This is a genomic window from Buchnera aphidicola (Lipaphis pseudobrassicae), from assembly GCF_005081185.1.
In the GTDB taxonomy this organism is placed as follows: Bacteria; Pseudomonadota; Gammaproteobacteria; order Enterobacterales; family Enterobacteriaceae; genus Buchnera; species Buchnera aphidicola_AD.
In genome coordinates this window covers 510,944-531,711 of record NZ_CP034870.1, presented here as the reverse complement: position 1 = coordinate 531,711, position 20,768 = coordinate 510,944, and the positions used below count along the sequence as shown (strand labels likewise).

The following is a 20,768-nucleotide window of genomic DNA, read 5'->3' as shown; positions in this document are numbered from 1 at the left end:
ATATTAATTTTTTTAAGCACATTTTTCTTGCTATTGTTATATTTAAAACTAACATTTTCAATATTAATTTTTCCACTATTCAATATTGAATTGTTATTTCCATATTTTTGTTTTGGAGAATCTATTAGAAAAAAAATTCTTTCTCCGGATACAATAGATTGTTGTAATATAGATTGTTGTATAGTAATTGCTATTAAAGGTTCATTAAGTCTTCCAAGATAAGTAATAAATGCGTAAAGAACTCCTACCTCAAAAGCCCCAACTCTAAAACAACTAAATAGAAAAATAAAATTACATAATACTAAAGCAGATAGTAAACTAAGAAGTGGTCTCAATAAAAAACCCTCTAACTTTAATATTTTCATTCGTGCTATATAATGTAATTGACTACTATTTTGAATATATTTTTTAAATCTATTTTGTTGACGAAATTGTTGAATTACATTCATTCCATTAATTATTTCATTAAATTTGTTATTAATATCAGCTAAATAATATCGTACTTTTCTTAAAGTTGGTGTACTATATTTTTGATAAAAAAACATAATTATCATTACTAATGGTAAAATAAACATAGCAATTATTGCCATATGCCATTCTAATGTAAACATTGCAAATAATATAATAAAAATTAATGTAATACTTTTAAATAATGTAGGTGCAACAGTATCATATAGTTCTTTAACTGTTTCAGTATCATTAGTTACTTTTGAAATCATTTGTCCAATTGGTTGAGAATCAAATTGACTAATAGGTTGTCGCAATGCAGCATACATAACATCTTGACGTAATTTATTAATAACTTTTACTGCTATTTTGTTAAACAAAACACTTTGAAAATAATTAAAAAAAACTGATAATATTTGTAATATTATGTATAATATTACAATAATAAATATTATTTTGAAATGTAGTTCATGTTTAGATAAAATGTTATTAATAAAATAACTTATTAATATCGGTCCTAAAACTTCTGATATTGATCCACTTAAAAGTAGTATAAATGCTAATATCAAATGTTTTTTAAAAGGTGTTAAATAAATTAATAAACGTTTTAAAATTGGCCAAAATTCGATTAAATGATCCATATTATATATTTTTCACCTGTTTTTTTTAATTATCTTCTAGTTCCATTTCTAATTTTTGATATATGTACATAGATTTATACCAATTTCCTTCTTTAGTTAACGTTAAGTGATTCCCTCGTTGTATAATTGAACCATTTTTTATTACTATAATTTCATCTGAATTAATTAAAGCAGATAATCGATGTGCTGTAATAATTAAAGAGTGTCCATTTTTTTTCCATGTATTAATATTTTTTAAAATATTACTTTCTGTTTGACCGTCAACAGCAGATAATGCATCATCTAATATTAATATTTCTGAATTCAACAATAATGCACGTGCTATAGCGATACGTTGTTTTTGACCTCCTGATAGCATGACACCGCGTTCTCCAACTTGTGTTTGATATCCATTTGGTAAGCAAATAATATCTTTATGTACATCTGCTAATTTTGCTGCTTTTTCAATTTCTTTTTGAGATGCATGTGGTTTTCCTAAAGAAATATTATTAGAGATACTTTCTGAAAACAAAAATGGATTTTGATTTACAACGGAAATACGACTTCTCCAATCATCAATTTTTAATTTTGATAGAGGTATAGAATGATAAAATATAGCTCCTTTTTCAATATTAAATTCTCTTTGAATTAATTTTAATAACGTACTTTTACCAGATCCTGTAGGTCCACAAATACCTAGTGTTTTTCCTGGTTCAAGAGTAATATTAATATTTTTTAACGATATGTTTTTGTTATTTGGATATAAAAATAAACTAATATTAATGTTTAATGTTCCAGAAGAATACGGAATGTTTTTATTGCCATCTTGTATATCTATTTTTTTATTCATAATAGAATATATTCTATCCCAAGCTGCGCTTCCTCTTTCGACTATGTTAAACATCCATGCTAATGCTAACATAGGCCAAATCATTAATCCAAGATACATGATAAAACTAGTCAATTGTCCTATAGTAATTTTATTAATCCATACGAGATATCCTCCTATTATAACAGCTAATAAATTAGATAAAGCAACTGATAAGTAAATTACTGGATCGAAACGTGCGTCTATTTTTGCTACTTCCATATTTTTTTTTCCAGTATTAGCTACAATTATATCAAATTTTTTAGATTGATTATCTTCTAAACCGAATGATCTTATCATTCGTATACTTGTTAAAATTTCTTGTGTTTTATTATTGAGTAAAGAAAAAGCAGCTTGAGCGTGACGAAAAGTATCGTGAAGCTCTTTTCCATATTTTTTTATTAAAATAGCCATAATAGGCATTGGTATTAGAGAAATCACTGTTAAAAAAAAGTTAATTTGAGTACTCATTATAATTAATACAGAAAAACCCATGAATAATGAGTCTATTAATGTTAATACTCCTTCTCCTGCAGCGAACACGACACGATCAACATCATTGGTAGCGCGAGCCATTAAATCTCCAGTTCGATTCTCCAAAAAAAAATTTTGACTTTGTTTACTAAGATAAGAATAAAATTTTACTCTAAGTTCTGTAGCTAATTGATAAGCGGCTCCAAACAATAATATTCTCCATAAATATCGTAATATATATACAATTATTGCTGTTATGAAGATGATAGATATCCAAGGTAATATTTGAAAACCATGCATTTTTTCTTTTATAATTAAATCTATTAGAATACCAACGATTTTAGGTGGTAATAATTGTAAAATAGAAATAATTATTAATAATAAAATAGCTCCTAAATATCTTTTCCACTCTTTTATAAAAAACCATCTTAATTGATTAAATAATTTCACGAAAAAAAATCCTAAAAGTTAAATTTTTATAAATGCTTTTTAGATATTGTGATGATTTTATATAAATCATATTAATTTTAATTAAAAATAATTTTATTTTATGTAATAATAAAAAATATTTTTTTATCTATATATAATATAAGACTCTATTTTTTAAAATACAGTTTGTACTATAACTTACTGACATTTTTAACAGTATAAATTTAAACAATAATCACTTATAAAAAAAATGAAAAAAGCATTAGTAATTTTTAGCGGTGGACAAGATTCAACAACTTGTTTATCGTATTATACGCATATATATCATGAAATTCATTGTATAACTTTCGATTATAATCAATTACATAAATCTGAAATTGATTCTGCTCTTCTGATTGCCAAAAAATTAGGAATAAATAATCATGTTGTTTTAAATATTGATTATTTGAAAAATATAGCTATTAGTAGTTTAATAAATAAAAATATTTCGATTAATAATAATCATCCACTAGATAATTTTTTTCCTAGTACATTTGTTCCTGGTCGTAACATTTTGTTTTTAACTTTATCTTCTATATACGCTTATAGCAACAAAATTAATTCAGTGATTCTAGGAGTAAATGAAATTGATTTTTCTGGTTATCCAGATTGTAGTAATGCATTTATTAAAAATATGAATGATGTTATTAAAATTGGAATGAACTGTCATATCAATTTTATAACGCCTTTGATGAATCTTAATAAATCAGAAATATGGGCTTTATCAGATTATTGTAATGTTACTGATATTATTTTAACTGATACAGTTACTTGTTATAATGGTATTAAAGGCATTGGATGTAGTGAATGTAAGTCATGTATCATTCGAAAAAAAGGTTTTGATAAATGGAAATCTAATCGTTCTTATTACATGAACAATATGAAAAGAAAAATGGGGTTATTATAATATATTTTTTTATCAAGAATAAATTATTTAGAAAGTTATTCGTATTTTAAAAAACTAATATATCGAATAACTTTTTAAAAAAATTTATATTGCTTCTATTTTTTCATACTTAATTATTGAAGTTTCATGAAGATTTTGAAGAATAGAATTAAATATTGTTTCAATGCAATTTTTTTCTAAATAGTCACTAATGATACTTTTTTCTTTTTCAGAAAAATTTTTATTATAAACTTTATCAAGTAGTATAATTGTAATTTTTTTATTTTTATGTTGATATAAAGCATATGTTTTATTTCCATTTTTTGGATGTGGCAAAGAAAAAATAATTGATGTCATTGGATTTGTATCATAACGAGATATGATTTCACTATTATTAAAATGAAGATTATATTTTTTAAATAAATTTTTACTACCTTGTTTTAACTCTAAAATAATTTTTTTTGATATTTTTTTTGCTGCTTCTATTGCTTTTAAAGTTTTTAACTTATGTTTAATTTTTTCCTTAACATCATTAAAAATTTGCATTTTTTTATTTTTAAAACCTTTAACTTTAATTAAGAAAGATTGATTATTTTTTAAAGCAATAAAATGTAAATGTGATTTTTCTTTTTTATTAAAAATAATTTTTTTTATATCTGAGATATTTAATATTCTAGGAATAGAATTTTTATCAAACCAGTCGGTATTTTGTAAAAATATATTATTCTTTTTAAGAATTTTATTTAATTCGTTTGGATTATGTTTGATAACATCAGATATTTTTTTTTGTATTGTATGATATAGATGTAAAGATTTTTTAGTTTGTATTTCTTTTTTGATATTATTATAAACTTCAGATAATTTTTTTTGATTGCTTTGTATTATTTTATCTAGTTTAATAATCAAAAATTGGTTTTGAAATGGAATAATATCAGATATTTGATTTTCGTGATTTAAGTTTGCTGTTTTAATTTCACTTGGGATTGAATCAATGTCTATCCATCCAATATCTCCTCCTTTTTTAGAGGATATCGGATCTACTGATTTATCTTTAGCAATGCTCGAAAAACTTTTATTATTATGTAATTCAGATAATATTGATAATGCATCATTTTTACTTTTAATTTGAATAATACTAAATTTTCTTTTTTCTTTTGTGAAATATTTTTTGATGTTTTTTATGTACCATTGAATAATTTCTTTTTTATTGCATGTTGTGCGAAACTTATTAAGTTTTATTTGAACAAAGTCAACTTTGAATTGTTCTGGAGTATAAAAGTTTTTTTTATATTTATAAAAATAGTTTTGCAATTCTAAATCATTGACATTTTGTTGTTCAATTAAAAAATCAAAGTTTAAAAAAGCTTTTTTAATCATTCTTTTTTCAGATAATAATCTTATTATATTTTCTTTTTCTTCTTGTAAAATAAAACTACTATCAGAAATAGTATTTACTAAAGCTTCGGTATTTAATTTTTTTTTAATTAAATTTATATATTCATCATGTCTTAAATTAATTGATGAAAGATAGTTAAAATATTTTCCTTTATCAAATACATTATTATTTTTAAACAGATTTGAATTTTTTATTATTTCTTTAATTTTATTATCATCTACTTCTAATTTATTTTTTTTTACATATTGTTCTAAAAGAACATTATTAATAAGTTGAGACAAAATATAATTGTAACTTTCTTTTATAAATTTTTTGTTTTTTATTAATTGAAAATACCTTTCTCCTAGTATTTTTTTATATCGTTCTTGTTCAATAGAATACATATTTTGAAATGTATTTAAGCTAATTTTTTCACCATTTACTGTTGCTACATATTTTTCAGAATCTTGATACATATAGCTATTTATAGTAGTCAATATTAACGATAAAATAATTATTCCTAAAATACATTTAACTATAATATGAGTTGATCGTAATTTTAGATATTTTGTCATAATATAACGATCCTACATGTTTTTAATATTGGGTAAAATAAACATATAATTTGAAATTTTTAATATAGGCTGACAATTTTTTTGTCAGCCAACTTTGCTTTTAATTAGATGATAATATTTTATTTTCTATTCAAACGTAAGGTTTTTTTTCCAATGCTAAATTTAATACTTCTTCAATATTTTTAACTGGATGTATTGATAATCCTTCAATAATATTTTGAGGTATTTCTTCTAGATTGCGTTTGTTTTCATATGGTATTAATACTATTTTAATGCCTCCACGATGTGCAGCTAATAGTTTTTCTTTTAATCCTCCAATAGGTAATATTTTTCCACGTAACGTGATTTCTCCTGTCATAGCGACATTAGATTTAACAGGATTTTTTGTTAGTGAAGAAACTATAGCTGTACACATTGCTATACCAGCACTTGGTCCATCTTTTGGTGTAGCTCCTTCAGGAACATGTACATGAATATCATGTTTTTCATAAAAATCTTTTTTTATACCAAGTTTGTCAGCTCCAGATCTAACAACAGTTAATGCTGCTTGAATAGATTCCTGCATAACTTCGCCTAGAGAACCTGTGTAGTTTAATTTTCCTTTTCCTGCAACACATGCTGTTTCAATTGTTAATAACTCTCCGCCTACTTCTGTCCAAGCTAAACCAATCACTTGTCCAATTTGATTATGATGGTTGATTTTTCCATAATCGTATCGTTTTATTCCTAAATATTTTTTTATATTTCCACTGTTTATTTCAATATGCTTTAAAGATTGATCTAATAATAGATCTTTTACTGCTTTTCGACATATTTTAGATATTTCACGTTCTAAATTACGAACACCTGCTTCTCTAGTGTAATATTGAATAATATTTATTATTGCGCAGTCAGTAATTGTTAATTCATTTTTCTTTAAAGCGTTTCGTTCTACTTGTTTTGGATATAAATATTTTTTTGCTATATTTAATTTTTCATTTTCAGTATAACCAGAAAGACGAATGATTTCCATGCGATCAAGTAATGGAGCAGGTATATTCATAGAATTTGATGTAGCAACAAACATCACATCTGAAAGATCATAGTCTACTTCTAGATAATGATCATTAAAAGACACGTTTTGTTCTGGATCTAGTACTTCTAATAAAGCAGATGCTGGATCTACTCTTATATCGCAAGACATTTTATCAATTTCATCTAATAAAAATAAAGGATTTTTAACTTTTGCTTTTACCATTTTTTGGATCAACTTACCTGGCATAGAACCTATATAAGTACGTCTATGACCTCTAATTTCTGCTTCATCTCTTATCCCTCCTAAAGCCATTCTTACATATTTTCTACCAGTTGATCTAGCGATAGATTTTCCTAATGATGTTTTACCTACTCCCGGTGGTCCAATTAAACAAAGAATAGGTCCTTTTACTTTATTTTTTCTACTTTGTACAGCTAAGTATTCCAATATTCTATCCTTTACTTTTTCAAGTCCAAAATGATCCATATCAAGAATTTTTTTAGCTTCTTTAATATTTTTTTTTATTTTTGTTCTAGTATTCCAAGGTACTTGTATCATCCAATCTATGTAACTTCGTACTACTGTTGCTTCTGCTGACATAGGTGACATCATTTTTAATTTTTGAAGTTCTGATTCTGTTTTTTCTTTTGCTTCTTTTGGCATTTTTGATGCTTTAATTTTACGTTTTAAAATTTTATTTTCATCTAGAATTTCATCCATATCACCAAGTTCTTTTTGAATAGCTTTAATTTGTTCATTTAAATAATATTCTCTTTGACTCTTTTCCATTTGTTTTTTAACACGATTTCTAATTCTTTTTTCTACTTGTAGCAAATCTATTTCGGTTTCCATAATCGCCATTAAAAATTCTAATCTTTCATTAACATTACGTATTTCTAAAATTGATTGTTTGTCATTGAGTTTTAATGGCATATGAGCAGCAATAGTATCTGCTAATTTTTCAGAATTTTTAATATTATTTAAAGTATTTAATATTTCTGATGGAATTTTTTTATTTAGTTTAATATAAGATTCAAATTGATTAATGGTTGTACGAATTAATATTTCTTGTTCTTTATTTAAAATAGTAGGTGAAGTGATTGATTCAACCTCTGCAATAAAATATTCTCCATTATTTATTAAATTTATAATACAAGCACGTTGTAATCCTTCTACTAAAACTTTTACTGTACCATCTGGTAATTTTAACATTTGTAATATTGAACTAATAGTTCCTATATCAAATAAATCATTTTTAGTAGGTTCGTCTTTAGATGCTTCTTTTTGTGCAATCAACATAATTTTTTTATCATTATCCATAGAGTTCTCTATGCATTTAATTGATTTTTTACGACCTACAAATAATGGAATAACCATATAGGGATATATGACTACATCTCTTAATGGTAAAACTGGGATTTTAATGCGTTCAGAACGCTCAGAATTCATAGAGCTCTCTCTTAGTTGAATTGCCGCTATTTATATTTAAAAACTTTGCGAAATGAAAATGAAATATTAATTATATCTATAATCATAGAAAGTATATTGATATGATTACGTGATATTCAATGTTAATCGTTTGATAAAATAAACAGGAATTACTTTTGTTTTTTAGATCATCGGATGTTTATATTTTTTTATTCACCTGATGCTTTTTTTGATTTGTTTTTTCCATATATTATTTTTGGTAATGAGTTTTGATGTACGACTGATTCATTAATTAATACTTTTTCTATATTAATCATAGAGGGTAATTGATACATTATATCTAGTAAAATATTTTCAATAATAGATCTTAATCCTCTAGCACCTGTTTTTTTCTTTATTGCTTGTTTTGCAATAGCTACAATAGATTTTTCATCAAAATTTAATTCTACTTTTTCTAAGTTAAACAAGGTTTTATATTGTTTAATTAAAGCATTTTTTGGTTCGTGTAATATTTTGATCAATGCATCTTCATTTAATTTATTTAATACAGTGATTATTGGCAATCGACCAATGAATTCAGGGATCAATCCAAATTTTATCAAATCTTTAGGTTCTACTTTTTTTAAAATTATATTTTCTGACATTTTTTGTTTGGTTTTTTTTACAATAGCGTTAAAACCTATCTCTGTTTTAGTATTAATTCTTTTAGAAATAATTTTAGATAATCCTGAAAATGCACCTGCACATATAAATAGAATATTTGCAGTATTAACTTGTAAAAATTCTTGTTGAGGGTGTTTTCTTCCCCCTTGAGGAGGTACAGACGCTAGTGTTCCTTCGATTAATTTTAATAAAGCTTGTTGCACTCCTTCTCCAGATACGTCTCTAGTAATAGAAGGATTGTCGGATTTTCTTGATATTTTATCTATCTCATCTATATAGATAATACCTAATTCTGCTTTTTTTACATTATATTTACATTTTTGTAATAATTTTTGTATTACATTTTCTACATCTTCCCCTACATATCCAGCTTCTGTGAGACTTGTTGCATCTGCAATGATAAATGGTACATCTAATAATTTAGCAAGTGTTTCTGCTAATAGTGTTTTTCCAGTTCCAGTTGGTCCTATTAATAAAATATTACTTTTACCCAATTCGACTGAATCTAATTTTAGATTAACATTCCGAAGACGTTTATAATGATTGTACACTGCAACAGACAATACCTTTTTTGTATGATTTTGTCCAATAACATAATCATCAAGATGTTTTTTAATTTCATGAGGTGTGGGTAAATAGTTTATGTGATTTTCAGTATCTACTTCTTTTGTATCTTTTATTTCTTCAATGATAATATCATTACATAGTTTTATACATTCATTACATATATATACTTTTGGACCAGCTATTAATTTTCGTACTTCTTTTTGATTTTTTCCACAAAAAGAGCAAAAAAGGGATACTTTAGAATCATCTTTACTCTTATCAGTCATCTTTTAACCTCTTTTTCATATTTTTTATTTTTTTTGAGTAAATAGATTCTATAAATATTTTAGAAATTAAAATATGTTTACAAGTTTTATTTTTGATTAACGTTGAGTTAAAATAACGTCAATTAAACCATATTGAACGGCTTCAGTAGCTGATAAAAAATAATCACGTTCTGTGTCTTTTTTTATCTTGTTTATAGATTTTCCTGTGTGTAAAGACATTAATTGATTTAATTTTTTTTTCATTTCCATTATTTCTCGAGCATGAATAGCGATATCTGAAGCTTGTCCTTGATATCCTCCCAATGGTTGATGAATCATAATTTTTGAATTAGGTAAAGAAAATCTTTTTCCTTTACTACCAGAAGCTAATAAAAAAGCACCCATTGAACATGCTTGACCAATACAAATAGTATTAATATCTGGTTTAACAAACTGCATTGTATCGTAAATAGACATACCTGATGTAACAATACCTCCTGGAGAGTTGATATATAGAAATATATCTTTTTGCGGATTTTCCGCTTCTAGAAATAAAATCTGAGCTACAATATTGTTTGCCATGTTATCTTCAATATTGCCTGTTATAAAAATTATTCTTTCTTTTAGCAATCTTGAATATATATCATATGAACGTTCTCCTCTTTCATGTTGTTCAACAACCATAGGAATTAATGTTGCACAAAATTTTTTTTTATTCTTATTATTCTCATAATATAACATTTTTTATTCCTGAAAATATTCATTTTTAGATAATTAATACTACATGTTATAAATTAATGGTTTTTTAGTGATCAAAATAGTGATCAAAACATAATGCTTAAAAAAGTAAATTATTAATAGTATAATGAAGCATGTGTAAATGTAAGATATTACATTGATTAAATAATTATTTGATATCATTTAAGTGATAGTTTACAAATTGATCAAAGTTCCAATATTGTGTGATAGTTTTTATTTCTTTTTTTAGTAAAAAAAGAGCTTGATTTTTTAAATCTATATTTTTTATCATTTTATTAAAATTCTTATCTTTGTTATATAAATCGATAATTTTTAATAATTCTTTATGATTTAGAGAGATGTTTTTAATCAATAATTTTATATTTTCTTCATTAGGAATTAATTTATTTTCAAAAATAATTTTGTCTATTACGAGTTTTAGACATAGTCTTTTTTTTGCTTTTAGATTAATATCAAAATGGTATTTTTTTTCTAATATATTATGATTTTTTTCTTTGTAATTTGTTTCGTATTCATTATATAAATTTTTAATTTCTTCTTGTAGCAATATTTTCGGTATAATTATAAGATCTTTTTTAACTATATTTTCTGCAATTTGATCTTCTAAATATTCTTCTGTTAATTTATTGATTTCAATATTTAGATTATTCTTTATGATTTGGTATTGTGATTGATTTAATTTTTTTTCTTTATCTTTTATTGTAATTTCTTCAAAATCTTGTAATTTTTCGATATTTTTTATTTGAATTTTAAATGTTATATTTTTATTTTGAAGTTCTTTTTCTGGATGAAATTCATGAAATTTAATTTTAAAAAATATAATATCATTAATGTATCGATTAATTACTTTACTATTTAATTCTGGAATAAATGCATTTTTAGAAACAATAAACTTAATTTTTTTTGTATTAAATTTTTCTATTTTTTTGTTATTTTCATCATAAATATTATAATTAATTGTAACTCGATCATAATTTTTAGCAGGTCTACTTACTATATCCCATTTAATTTTTTTTAATTTATTTTGTTCTATATTTTTTTTAATATCTTCCTCTGTAATATTTACGAGTATTTTTTTTACTTTGATCGACGTTATTTTTTTAATTTCAAATTCTGGATATACTTCATATATCACAAAGTATTCTAAAAATTCTTTTTTTTTATCTTGCTTTTGATTTATATAATACTTTGGAGTTCCAATAATATTAATTTTTTCCTTATATATAAATTGATAAAAAAATTTTTGCATTAGTTCTTTAAATACATCATAATAAACTTTAGAACCATATTTTTCTTTTATAACTTTAATAGGAACTTTTCCTTTTCGGAAACCATTAATATTTGTTTTTTTTCTAATTTTTACAAGTTCTACAAAAATTGCGTTATTAACAATATTATTTGGAATATGAATTGTAACACGATGTCCTGCATCTTTATTTTTTTCCATAAAAAATTTCATCTTATTACCTCAAACGATTATTTTTATCAATTTATTGTATATATTTTTTATATATAAAATTTTTAGAAGTTTTTATACAGTTATTAGTTTAAAATAGTTGCTTTTTTATTTTTTAATAAATCGTATAATAATTTTTTAGTAATTAGATAAAATATCATTTTTTTTTAAACATTTAGAAATACTAATTTTTTTGTATTTTTTATATTCCCATTCTCTAGAGGTATAAGTACTTAATGTTATTGAATATATTTTGTCTTTTTTGATTTTGGATAAAATAGCAAAGATTACACGATGTCTAGTTAAAATTGTTTGATTAAGAAAATCATTGCTAACAATAACCATTCTTATATGTGTAAGATTTTTTTTTGAGTAATTATGAAATGAGCTATCATCATAAATTTTAATAAAATTTATTTTTAGTTCAGATCTTAAACATTGATTTATTTTTTTTAAAATCATTAATTAATGTTATATCCTATTTAATTTTTTTCTAATAATGTTTATAGATGTTTTAAAAACATTTAAAAATATTTTTAATATATATATTTTTTATTTTTTAAATTTTATCAATTTTTAAAAAATAATTCAATTGTTTCGCAAATTATTAATTTTTATAAAAAAATCGTTTTTTTTATAGTTTTTTTGTAGAGTTTTTTTATAATACTTATAATAAAAAAGTATTTTTAAAATTAATGGTTAAAAAAATGTTTTATACTGAATATTACATGATTTTGAGGTTTTTGAATGACATCTTTAAATAACAATAATTTTTTTAAAAAATTATCATTAATCATAGTGTTTTTTTTATTGAATGGGTGTGATAGTTTCTTATTAAATTCTCATGGTTCTATTGCTTTAGAAGAATATTCTTTGATGTTAATATCATTTTTAATGATGTTACTTATTATTATTCCTGTAATTTTTATGAGTATATATTTTCCACTGAAATATCATTCAAAAAATATAAATCAAGTATATGAACCTGATTGGTCGGACTCAAAAAAAATAGAAATGATAGTTTGGGGAATTCCTATTTTAATAATTTCTTGTTTAGCATATTTATCATGGAATTATACTCATAAGTTAGATCCAAAAAGACCTATACCATCATCTACTAAACCCATAAAAATAAATGTTATTGCATTAGATTGGAAATGGTTATTTATTTATCCAGATTATCATATTGCAACAATTAATGAAATTATGTTTCCTGTAAATAGACCTGTAGTTTTTCAAATTACTTCAAATTCTGTTATGAATTCTTTTTTTATTCCATCTCTTGGAAGTCAAATATACGCAATGCCAGGAATGATTACAAAATTAAACTTAATTGCTAATCAATCAGGAAACTATAAAGGTATATCATCTAATTATAGTGGTCGAGGATTTTCTAATATGAAATTCACTGTAATTTCTGCTTTAAATAATATCATGTTTAAGAACTGGATAAAAAAAGTAAAAAAATCATCTAATAAATTAAATATAGAAAAAATGTTAAATATAACATCTGTAGAAAATAAAAATTATTCAATAGAATATTTTTCTAATGTTAAAAAAGATTTATTTAAAAAAATTGTTAATCAGTATTATGTAAGAAATTTTAGCATTTTTAATAAAAATAATATTCATAGTAATTTAATAAAACTTGATAATGTGGAGACATTAAGAAAATGTTTGGAAAATTAACGTTTGACGTCATACCGTATCATGAACCTATTATTATGGTAACATATATTGCGATTATTTTAATTGGATTGTGTATTGCATCAAGTATTACTTATTATAAAAAATGGAAATATTTATGGTCAGAATGGTTTACAACAGTTGATCATAAAAAAATATCTATTATGTATATAATACTTGCATTTATCATGTTATTTCGTGGTTTTGTTGACGCAATATTAATGCGAACTCAGCAAGTTATTGCATCATCGGGACATGAAGGGTTTTTGCCACCGCATCATTATGATCAGATATTTACTGCTCATGGTGTAATAATGATTTTTTTTGTTGCTATGCCACTGGTTATTGGTCTGATGAATTTAGTTGTACCATTGCAAATCGGAGCTCGAGACGTAGCTTTTCCTTTTCTTAATAATTTAAGTTTTTGGTTAAATGTAAGCAGTACTGTATTACTTACATTATCTTTAGGAATTGGAGAATTTGCTCAAACTGGTTGGTTAGCTTATCCTCCTCTTTCAGGTATACAATATAGTCCAGGTGTAGGGGTAGATTATTGGATTTGGAGTTTACAAATTTCTGGTATTGGAACTACATTAACAGGAATTAATTTTTTAGTCACTATTCTAAAAATGAGAGCACCTGGTATGTCTTTTTTTAAAATGCCAGTTTTTACTTGGACTGCTTTATGTACTAATATTCTTATTGTAATTTCATTTCCAGTTTTAACTATTACTCTTATATTATTGACCTTAGATCGTTATTTCAATTTTCATTTTTTTACTAATGATTTAGGTGGAAATTCAATGATGTATGTTAATTTAATATGGATTTGGGGTCATCCAGAAGTATATATTTTAGTATTACCCGTATTTGGAGTTTTTTCAGAAGTAATTGCAACTTTTTCTCAAAAACGTTTATTTGGATATACTTCTTTAGTATGGGCGACATTATCTATTACAGTGTTGTCTTTCATTGTTTGGCTTCATCACTTTTTCACTATGGGTGCAGGAGCAAATATTAATGCTTTTTTTGGTATTACTACTATGATAATAGCGATCCCTACTGGAGTGAAGATTTTTAACTGGTTATTTACTATGTATAAAGGTCGTATTCATATGCATTCTTCTGTGTTATGGACTTTGGGTTTCCTAGTCACTTTTTCTATTGGTGGAATGACTGGTGTATTATTATCAGTACCTCCTGTTGATTTTGTTTTACATAATAGCTTATTTTTAGTCGCACATTTTCATAATGTAATTATTGGTGGTGTTGTATTTGGATGTTTTTCTGGGATTAATTATTGGTTTCCTAAATTATTTGGATTTACTTTAAATGAAGTATGGGGTAAACGCGCTTTTTGGTTTTGGATTATAGGATTTTTTGTTGCTTTTATACCTTTATATTTTTTAGGAATGATGGGTATGACTCGTCGGTTAAGTCAAAATATCGATCCTGATTTTCATTTTTTATTATCTATTGCTGCTGTTGGTGCTTGTTTTATCGCAATAGGAATTGTATGTCAAGTAATTCAGTTTTTTGTTTCTGTAAGAGATCGCAAGCATAATTTAGATATTACTGGAGATCCTTGGAATGGTAGAACTTTAGAATGGTTTACTAGTTCACCTGCTCCAATATATAATTTTGCTGTGATTCCTCAAGTATGCTCTAGAGATGAATTTTGGGAAATAAAAAAACATCGAAATGTTAAAGAAATTAATAAAATAAAAAATAGTGTGGAATATCATGATATTCATGTCCCTAAAAATACTGGATCAGGTTTTTTAATTAGTGTTTTTTCTTTATTTTTTGGGTTTTCGGCAGTATGGCACATTAATTGGTTATGTTTTTTTTCTTTTTGTGCAATTATTATTGCTTTATTTATAAAAAGTATTAATGAAAAAACTGAAAATACTATATCAATTAAAGAAATACAAAAAATTGAAGATCAATATTGGAAAAACATTCGAAAAGAAGGTTAACAATGACAGAAAATAATATAAAATTAAACTGTAGAAAATTAAGTTTTGAAGAGAAAAATATAGAAAATAATAAATTGTTTGGATTATGGATATATTTGATGAGTGATTGTATTATGTTTGCAGTATTATTTGCTGTTTATGCTATTATTTCTTCAAATGTATCTATTAATGTCATTCATAATAAAATCTTTCATTTACCTTATATTTTTCTAGAAACTTGTTTATTGTTATTAAGTTCTTTATCATGTGGTTTTGTTGTATTATCCATGAATAAAAAAAATATTAAGATGATTTTTTTGTATTTAATAATAACTTTTATTTTAGGATGCTGTTTTTTATGTATGGAGATAAATGAGTTTAATGAACTTTCAAAAAATAATTTTGGACCTAATCAACATGCATTTTTTTCTATCTTTTTTACTCTTATTGGTATTCATGGAGCACATATTTTTTTCGGTTTAATATTAATAATATCAATTTTGTTTCAAATAAAAATATTAGGTTTGACTAATGTTATTTGCACTAGAATTTTATGCTTGAGTGTCTTTTGGCACTTTTTAGATGTTATATGGATTTGTGTGTTTACTTTCGTTTATTTGAATGGAGCTATATAATGCATAATTCTATGAAATTAAATTTCAAAAAGAAAGTAAAATCTTATTTATTAGGTTTTTTATTTTCTATAATGTTAACTGTATTATCTTTTTTAGTAGTAACAGAAAAAATATTTTCTAGTGAAATAAATTATTTAATAATATTATTATCAGCTATAAGTCAAATTATTATTCATTTTTTATATTTTTTAGATTTAAATTTTTCTTCGGAAGAAAAATGGAATGTAGTGACTTTAGTATTTGTAATGATAATAATTTTTATTATTGTATTTGGTTCTATATGGATTATGCGTAATTTAAATTATCATATGTTGCTACATTCTTAAAAAATAAAAAAAAGAATATATCTTTATGTTTAAGTATTATTTAGAAATAATTAAACCTGGAATTATTGTTGGGAATATCACTTTAATAATAGGTAGTTTTTTATTTGCATCTAGTCATTTTTATTTTTGTTTCTTTTTATTTTTATATACTATTTTAGGTACATCTTTAGTAATTGCTTCTGCTTGTGTTTTTAATAATTTAATTGATTCTGATATAGATCAAAAAATGCAGCGAACAAGTAATAGAGTTTTATCAAGAAAAATATTATCTTTTAGATTAGTGTTCATTTTTGGTATTTTTTTGGGAATATTAGGATTGCTTATATTAGGTTTATTAGTAAATTTTTTATCTATGATTTTATCTATTTTTGGTTTTTTTGTTTATATATTTTTATATACTATTTTATGTAAACGTAAATCAATTTATTCAACTTTTATTGGAAGTTTCTCAGGATCTGTTCCATCTATGATTGGTTATACTGCAGTTACTAATACTATTGATATATTCTCTATTTTATTATTTTTTATTTTTATTTTTTGGCAAATGGCTCATTTTTACGCGATTTCTATAGTTAGAATAGAAGATTATAAAGCAGCTAACATTCCTGTTTTTTCTTTGATTAAGGGTATCTTGATAACAAAAAAACATATTTTTTATTACATTTTCGGTTTTACTTGTTTAACGTTATTATTAACATTTTTAGATTATACAAGTTTTGTATTTTTACTGTGTTCTTGTATTATAAATTTTTATTGGCTATTTCTATCTTTTTTTAATCTTAAAAAAAAGAATCATAAGAAAAATTCTATGCAATTATTTTATTATTCTATTTTTGTAGTTATTATGTTTAATGTTTTTATATCAATAGATTTTTTATTTTAAATATTGTCAATCCTTGTTTAATTAACGTTTTATTATAAACATTTTGTGGGTTTAGGTATCCCTGCAATTTTACTTGCTTGCTCGGCCGGACCTTTAGGAAAAAGTGTAAACAAATAAATACTATTACTATTAGATTCTCCTATTTCTTTTTTTATACTACTAATCAACATTCTCATAGATGGTGTAACGTTAAATTGTAAATAAAATTTTCGTATAAACATTATTATTACCCAATGCTCAGAACTTAAGTGAATATTTTCTTTTTTTGCGATTTCCTTTGCTATTAATATACTCCAATCTTTACTTTTTTTTAAATAACCCTCTTTGTCTTTTTTAACGTTTTCATATGTATATGTAACTATCTTTTTAGTATTCATTATTTTCTAGTAAACCATTTTATTGAATATAAAATTTAAGTAAAAATTCAGTATGGAAAATTATAAAATGAACTTTTTAGAATTACAAGTAACATTAAGTTTTTGCATGATTTTTTTATTACGTATGTTAGGAATGTTTATGATAATTCCTGTGTTAAGTAAATATGGTGCTCTTTTAGATGGAAGTAATAATTTTTTAATTGGTTTATCAATGGGAATATACGGTATTGCTCAAGTAATTTTTCAAATCCCATTTGGATTTTTATCAGATAAATTTGGTAAAACAAAAATAATAATGTTAGGTTTATTTTTATTTTTTTTCGGAAATTTTGTATCAGCTACTTTTCATTCCATATGGGGATTGATTATTGGAAGATTTTTACAAGGTTCAGGAGCTATTTCTGGAGTATGTATGGCTTTTTTATCTGATTTAATTAGAAAAGAAAATTATATTAAATCAGTTGCGTTTATAGGTATAAGTTTTGCATGTTCTTTTTTAATTGCTATGGTAATTAGTCCTATAGTTGTTGGACATTTTGGTTTTTTTTCTATTTTTTGGATATCTTCATATTTATCTATTATATGTATGATTATTGTGTATTTTGTACTTCCTTTTTCAGAAAATATTTTTTTAAAAAAAAAGAAAAAAATATTGTTTCGAGAGTTAATAAAAATTTTATTTAATAAAAATTTTTTTAAATCTTATTTAGGTATATTTTTTTTGCATGTTTTATTATTAATAAATTTTATGATAATACCTAATCAATTTGAAGTTTCTGGTTGTTTTTTTAACGATCAATGGAAACTATATTTAGTTACTATATTAATTTCTTTCTTTATTTTATTTTTCTTTATATTTTATTGCAAATTACAAATTATCTTAGATAATATTATTGAAATTTGTATTTTTTTCATTTTTGTTTCAGAAACTGTTTTTCTCTTTTCTAAAAATAATTTATTATTATTAATAATTGCTTTACAAGTTTTTTTTATTGCTTTTAATTTTCTTGAAGTTTTTCTTCCTGCAAATTTAAGAAAACAAAAATTACTTTATACAGGAAGTGTAATGAGTATTTATTCTACTAGCCAATTTCTAGGTATATCATTCGGAGGTCTTATAAGTGGATGGTTATATAGTTTTTTATCAGTATCAGAAATTTTTTTATGTGAAGTGTTCATTGTTGTTATGTGGTTAGTGTATAGTATTTTTTTACGATGCAGGTCTTTATAAAATTATAATTATATTAATCTTTTAGGTCTTTTAAATATGAATTTTTTTGATTTATATAATATGTATCAAAATCGTGTCAATAAAAAATTATCTCGTATATTTAATCAGTTATCTTTTCAGAAATATAATCTTTTAAAAGCAATGAAATATAGTATGTTTCCAGGTGGAAAAAGATTACGTCCTTGTTTAGTATATGGGATTGGGAAAATTTTTAGAGTAAATATGATTACATTAGATGTAATATCTTCAGCTATTGAATGTATTCATATATATTCTTTAATCCATGATGACTTGCCTTGTATGGATAATGATAATTTCAGGAGAGGAAAAATTTCTTGTCATGTTAAGTATAACGAATACGTTTCTTTACTTGCTGGTGATGCTTTACAAAGCCTTGCTTTTAATATTTTATCTAAAAGTTTTATGCCAAGAGTTTCATATCGTCAACGTTTAAATATAATTTCTGAATTATCTAATTCCATTGGGGCATCTGGAATGTGTATAGGTCAAATGTTAGATATGGAAAAAAAAAAGAATCTGATTTACATGATTTAGATACAATTAACTTATATAAAACAGCTTTTTTAATACGTTCTGCCGTACGTGTATCATATTTTTCTTCTCGTTATTTTTCTAAATCTATTTTAAAAATTTTAGATCGGTTTTCAATTTATATTGGTTTGGCATTTCAAATTAAAGATGATATTGAGGACTCAAACAATAATATTGTTTCTTTAATAAATAATCTAAAAATATCAAAAAAACAAGTAGATGAATTGTATAAAAAAGCATTTTTAGCATTAAATGATTTGAAAAATAAAGATCTCGATGTTACTTTTTTAGAGAAATTGATACAATTTATAATTAAAGATATCAAATAAATTTATTAAAGAGTATGTAATGACTTTTAATTCTAAAAAATATCCAATTTTATATTTTGCTAATTCAGTACAAAATTTACGTTTATTAACTATTGATCAGTTGCCTCAATTATGTTACGAATTACGTGAATATTTATTAGAAGTTTTCAGTTATTCTAAAGGACATTTTGCATCTGGTTTAGGTGTAGTTGAGATCACTGTTGCAATACATTATATTTATAATACTCCATTTGATAATTTAATATGGGATATAGGACATCAAGCATATCCACATAAAATATTAACTGGAAGAGCTGAAAAAATCAAAACTATTAGAAAAAAATATGGTTTACATTCATTTCCTTGTCGTGAAGAAAGCGAATACGATACATTGAATGTTGGTCATTCCTCTACTTCTATTAGTGCAGGTTTAGGAATGTCTATTGCTGCTTTAAAAGAAGGAAAGAATAGAAAAACTATTTGTGTCATTGGAGATGGTGCAATGACAGCAGGTATGGCATTCGAAGCAATGAATCATGCTGGTACCATTAAATCTAATTTATTAGTTATTTTAAATGATAATCAAATGTCTATTTCAAAAAATGTAGGTGCGTTAAATGATCATTTAAAGCATTTAAGAAATTATAAAAGATATAAAAATAATAAAAAAAAAGTAGATTTTTTACGACGACAGTTATATCAAAAAAAAAATATTAATAATCGTTTTTTTTCCTTTAATTCAATATTTTCTAATTTAGGTTTTAAATATTTAGGTCCATTTGATGGACATAATATATTTCGTATTATTAACATATTAAAAAAAATTAAATACAAAAATGGAACTTTTTTATTGCATCTTATTACTAAAAAAGGAAAAGGTTATCTTCCAGCAGAATTAGATCCTATTAAATGGCATTCGGTTCCTTATAAGGGGTTATTAAATTCACAATCATCTACTGTTATAAC

General features: G+C 23.7%; 17 protein-coding genes and 1 pseudogene. 9 read left to right on the top strand and 9 right to left on the bottom strand.

Going from position 1 to position 20,768, the window contains the following annotated elements; genetic code table 11:
- Together D9V70_RS03355 and D9V70_RS02470 are read right to left on the bottom strand one after the other, a co-directional pair.
- The coding region (locus D9V70_RS03355) for an ABC transporter transmembrane domain-containing protein (RefSeq protein ID WP_437177661.1) at positions 1-1,088 on the bottom strand (1,088 nt) is incomplete at its 3' end.
- Positions 1,089-1,113: 25 nt separating this feature from the next.
- Entirely contained in the window at positions 1,114-2,859 is a 1,746-nt protein-coding gene (locus tag D9V70_RS02470) for a SmdA family multidrug ABC transporter permease/ATP-binding protein (protein WP_158356153.1), read from the bottom strand.
- A gap of 229 nt (positions 2,860-3,088) precedes the next feature.
- Between D9V70_RS02470 and queC the strand changes: the two genes are divergently transcribed.
- The gene (gene queC / locus D9V70_RS02465) at positions 3,089-3,784 is read left to right on the top strand and encodes a 7-cyano-7-deazaguanine synthase QueC (protein WP_158356152.1); all 696 of its coding nucleotides are present in this window, start codon (positions 3,089-3,091) and stop codon (positions 3,782-3,784) included.
- A gap of 84 nt (positions 3,785-3,868) precedes the next feature.
- On the opposite strand, the gene D9V70_RS02460 is transcribed toward queC, so the two are convergent.
- The 6 genes from D9V70_RS02460 to D9V70_RS02435 all read right to left on the bottom strand — a co-directional run bounded on the left by D9V70_RS02460 (position 3,869) and on the right by D9V70_RS02435 (position 12,308).
- A complete protein-coding gene (locus tag D9V70_RS02460; protein ID WP_158356151.1) occupies positions 3,869-5,713 on the bottom strand; it encodes a SurA N-terminal domain-containing protein in 1,845 nt (614 codons plus the stop codon).
- 130 nt (positions 5,714-5,843) lie between these two features.
- Positions 5,844-8,177, bottom strand: a complete 2,334-nt coding sequence (lon, locus tag D9V70_RS02455; RefSeq protein WP_158356150.1) for an endopeptidase La — start codon at positions 8,175-8,177, stop codon at positions 5,844-5,846.
- Positions 8,178-8,365: 188 nt separating this feature from the next.
- Positions 8,366-9,652: an ATP-dependent protease ATP-binding subunit ClpX gene (gene clpX / locus D9V70_RS02450; protein ID WP_158356149.1), complete on the bottom strand. Its 1,287-nt coding sequence runs from the start codon at positions 9,650-9,652 to the stop codon at positions 8,366-8,368.
- Positions 9,653-9,748: 96 nt separating this feature from the next.
- Positions 9,749-10,372, bottom strand: coding sequence for an ATP-dependent Clp endopeptidase proteolytic subunit ClpP (clpP, locus tag D9V70_RS02445; protein WP_158356148.1), 624 nt, complete (start codon positions 10,370-10,372; stop codon positions 9,749-9,751).
- Between the two features lie 166 nt (positions 10,373-10,538).
- A complete protein-coding gene (gene tig / locus D9V70_RS02440; RefSeq protein WP_158356147.1) occupies positions 10,539-11,849 on the bottom strand; it encodes a trigger factor in 1,311 nt (436 codons plus the stop codon).
- Between the two features lie 135 nt (positions 11,850-11,984).
- Positions 11,985-12,308: a BolA/IbaG family iron-sulfur metabolism protein gene (locus D9V70_RS02435; RefSeq protein WP_158356146.1), complete on the bottom strand. Its 324-nt coding sequence runs from the start codon at positions 12,306-12,308 to the stop codon at positions 11,985-11,987.
- Between the two features lie 285 nt (positions 12,309-12,593).
- On the opposite strand from D9V70_RS02435, the gene cyoA reads away from it, so the two are divergent.
- From cyoA to cyoE, 5 genes are read left to right on the top strand one after another with little or no spacing between them, the layout of a single operon-like run.
- Positions 12,594-13,535, top strand: a complete 942-nt coding sequence (cyoA, locus tag D9V70_RS02430; RefSeq protein ID WP_158356145.1) for a ubiquinol oxidase subunit II — start codon at positions 12,594-12,596, stop codon at positions 13,533-13,535.
- Positions 13,520-15,511: a cytochrome o ubiquinol oxidase subunit I gene (gene cyoB / locus D9V70_RS02425; protein WP_158356144.1), complete on the top strand. Its 1,992-nt coding sequence runs from the start codon at positions 13,520-13,522 to the stop codon at positions 15,509-15,511. The genes cyoA and cyoB overlap by 16 nt, the downstream gene beginning before the upstream one ends.
- Before the next feature lie 2 nt (positions 15,512-15,513).
- The gene (gene cyoC / locus D9V70_RS02420) at positions 15,514-16,125 is read left to right on the top strand and encodes a cytochrome o ubiquinol oxidase subunit III (RefSeq protein ID WP_158356143.1); all 612 of its coding nucleotides are present in this window, start codon (positions 15,514-15,516) and stop codon (positions 16,123-16,125) included.
- Between the two features lie 11 nt (positions 16,126-16,136).
- Positions 16,137-16,451 (top strand): cytochrome o ubiquinol oxidase subunit IV, encoded by a 315-nt coding sequence (cyoD, locus tag D9V70_RS02415; protein WP_253254804.1) that lies wholly within the window; start codon positions 16,137-16,139, stop codon positions 16,449-16,451.
- Between the two features lie 25 nt (positions 16,452-16,476).
- On the top strand, positions 16,477-17,334 hold the full coding sequence (cyoE, locus tag D9V70_RS02410; RefSeq protein ID WP_158356141.1) for a heme o synthase: 858 nt from the start codon (positions 16,477-16,479) through the stop codon (positions 17,332-17,334).
- A gap of 32 nt (positions 17,335-17,366) precedes the next feature.
- Here the strand turns inward: cyoE and D9V70_RS02405 are convergent, their stop codons facing one another.
- Positions 17,367-17,711 carry a TusE/DsrC/DsvC family sulfur relay protein gene (locus tag D9V70_RS02405; protein ID WP_158356140.1) on the bottom strand — a complete coding sequence of 115 codons (345 nt, stop codon included), beginning with the start codon at positions 17,709-17,711 and terminating at the stop codon, positions 17,367-17,369.
- 67 nt (positions 17,712-17,778) lie between these two features.
- Between D9V70_RS02405 and D9V70_RS02400 the strand changes: the two genes are divergently transcribed.
- The 3 genes and pseudogenes from D9V70_RS02400 to D9V70_RS03340 form a co-directional block, all read left to right on the top strand.
- Positions 17,779-18,942, top strand: coding sequence for an MFS transporter (locus tag D9V70_RS02400; RefSeq protein WP_158356139.1), 1,164 nt, complete (start codon positions 17,779-17,781; stop codon positions 18,940-18,942).
- Positions 18,943-18,978: 36 nt separating this feature from the next.
- Positions 18,979-19,823 (top strand): annotated as a pseudogene (locus tag D9V70_RS03390) (polyprenyl synthetase family protein).
- A 19-nt stretch (positions 19,824-19,842) separates the two neighbouring features.
- The coding region (locus tag D9V70_RS03340; protein WP_253254830.1) for a 1-deoxy-D-xylulose-5-phosphate synthase N-terminal domain-containing protein at positions 19,843-20,768 on the top strand (926 nt) is incomplete at its 3' end.

Coding starts and splice junctions, on each gene's coding strand:
- D9V70_RS02460 (WP_158356151.1), bottom strand. CDS start 5,713: ATGACAAAATATCTAAAATTACGATCAACTCATATTATAGTTAAATGT.
- queC (WP_158356152.1), top strand. CDS start 3,089: ATGAAAAAAGCATTAGTAATTTTTAGCGGTGGACAAGATTCAACAACT.
- cyoE (WP_158356141.1), top strand. CDS start 16,477: ATGTTTAAGTATTATTTAGAAATAATTAAACCTGGAATTATTGTTGGG.
- clpP (WP_158356148.1), bottom strand. CDS start 10,372: ATGTTATATTATGAGAATAATAAGAATAAAAAAAAATTTTGTGCAACA.
- cyoC (WP_158356143.1), top strand. CDS start 15,514: ATGACAGAAAATAATATAAAATTAAACTGTAGAAAATTAAGTTTTGAA.
- D9V70_RS02435 (WP_158356146.1), bottom strand. CDS start 12,308: ATGATTTTAAAAAAAATAAATCAATGTTTAAGATCTGAACTAAAAATA.
- tig (WP_158356147.1), bottom strand. CDS start 11,849: ATGAAATTTTTTATGGAAAAAAATAAAGATGCAGGACATCGTGTTACA.
- clpX (WP_158356149.1), bottom strand. CDS start 9,652: ATGACTGATAAGAGTAAAGATGATTCTAAAGTATCCCTTTTTTGCTCT.
- cyoD (WP_253254804.1), top strand. CDS start 16,137: ATGAAATTAAATTTCAAAAAGAAAGTAAAATCTTATTTATTAGGTTTT.
- cyoB (WP_158356144.1), top strand. CDS start 13,520: ATGTTTGGAAAATTAACGTTTGACGTCATACCGTATCATGAACCTATT.
- D9V70_RS02400 (WP_158356139.1), top strand. CDS start 17,779: ATGAACTTTTTAGAATTACAAGTAACATTAAGTTTTTGCATGATTTTT.
- D9V70_RS02405 (WP_158356140.1), bottom strand. CDS start 17,711: ATGAATACTAAAAAGATAGTTACATATACATATGAAAACGTTAAAAAA.
- cyoA (WP_158356145.1), top strand. CDS start 12,594: ATGACATCTTTAAATAACAATAATTTTTTTAAAAAATTATCATTAATC.
- lon (WP_158356150.1), bottom strand. CDS start 8,177: ATGAATTCTGAGCGTTCTGAACGCATTAAAATCCCAGTTTTACCATTA.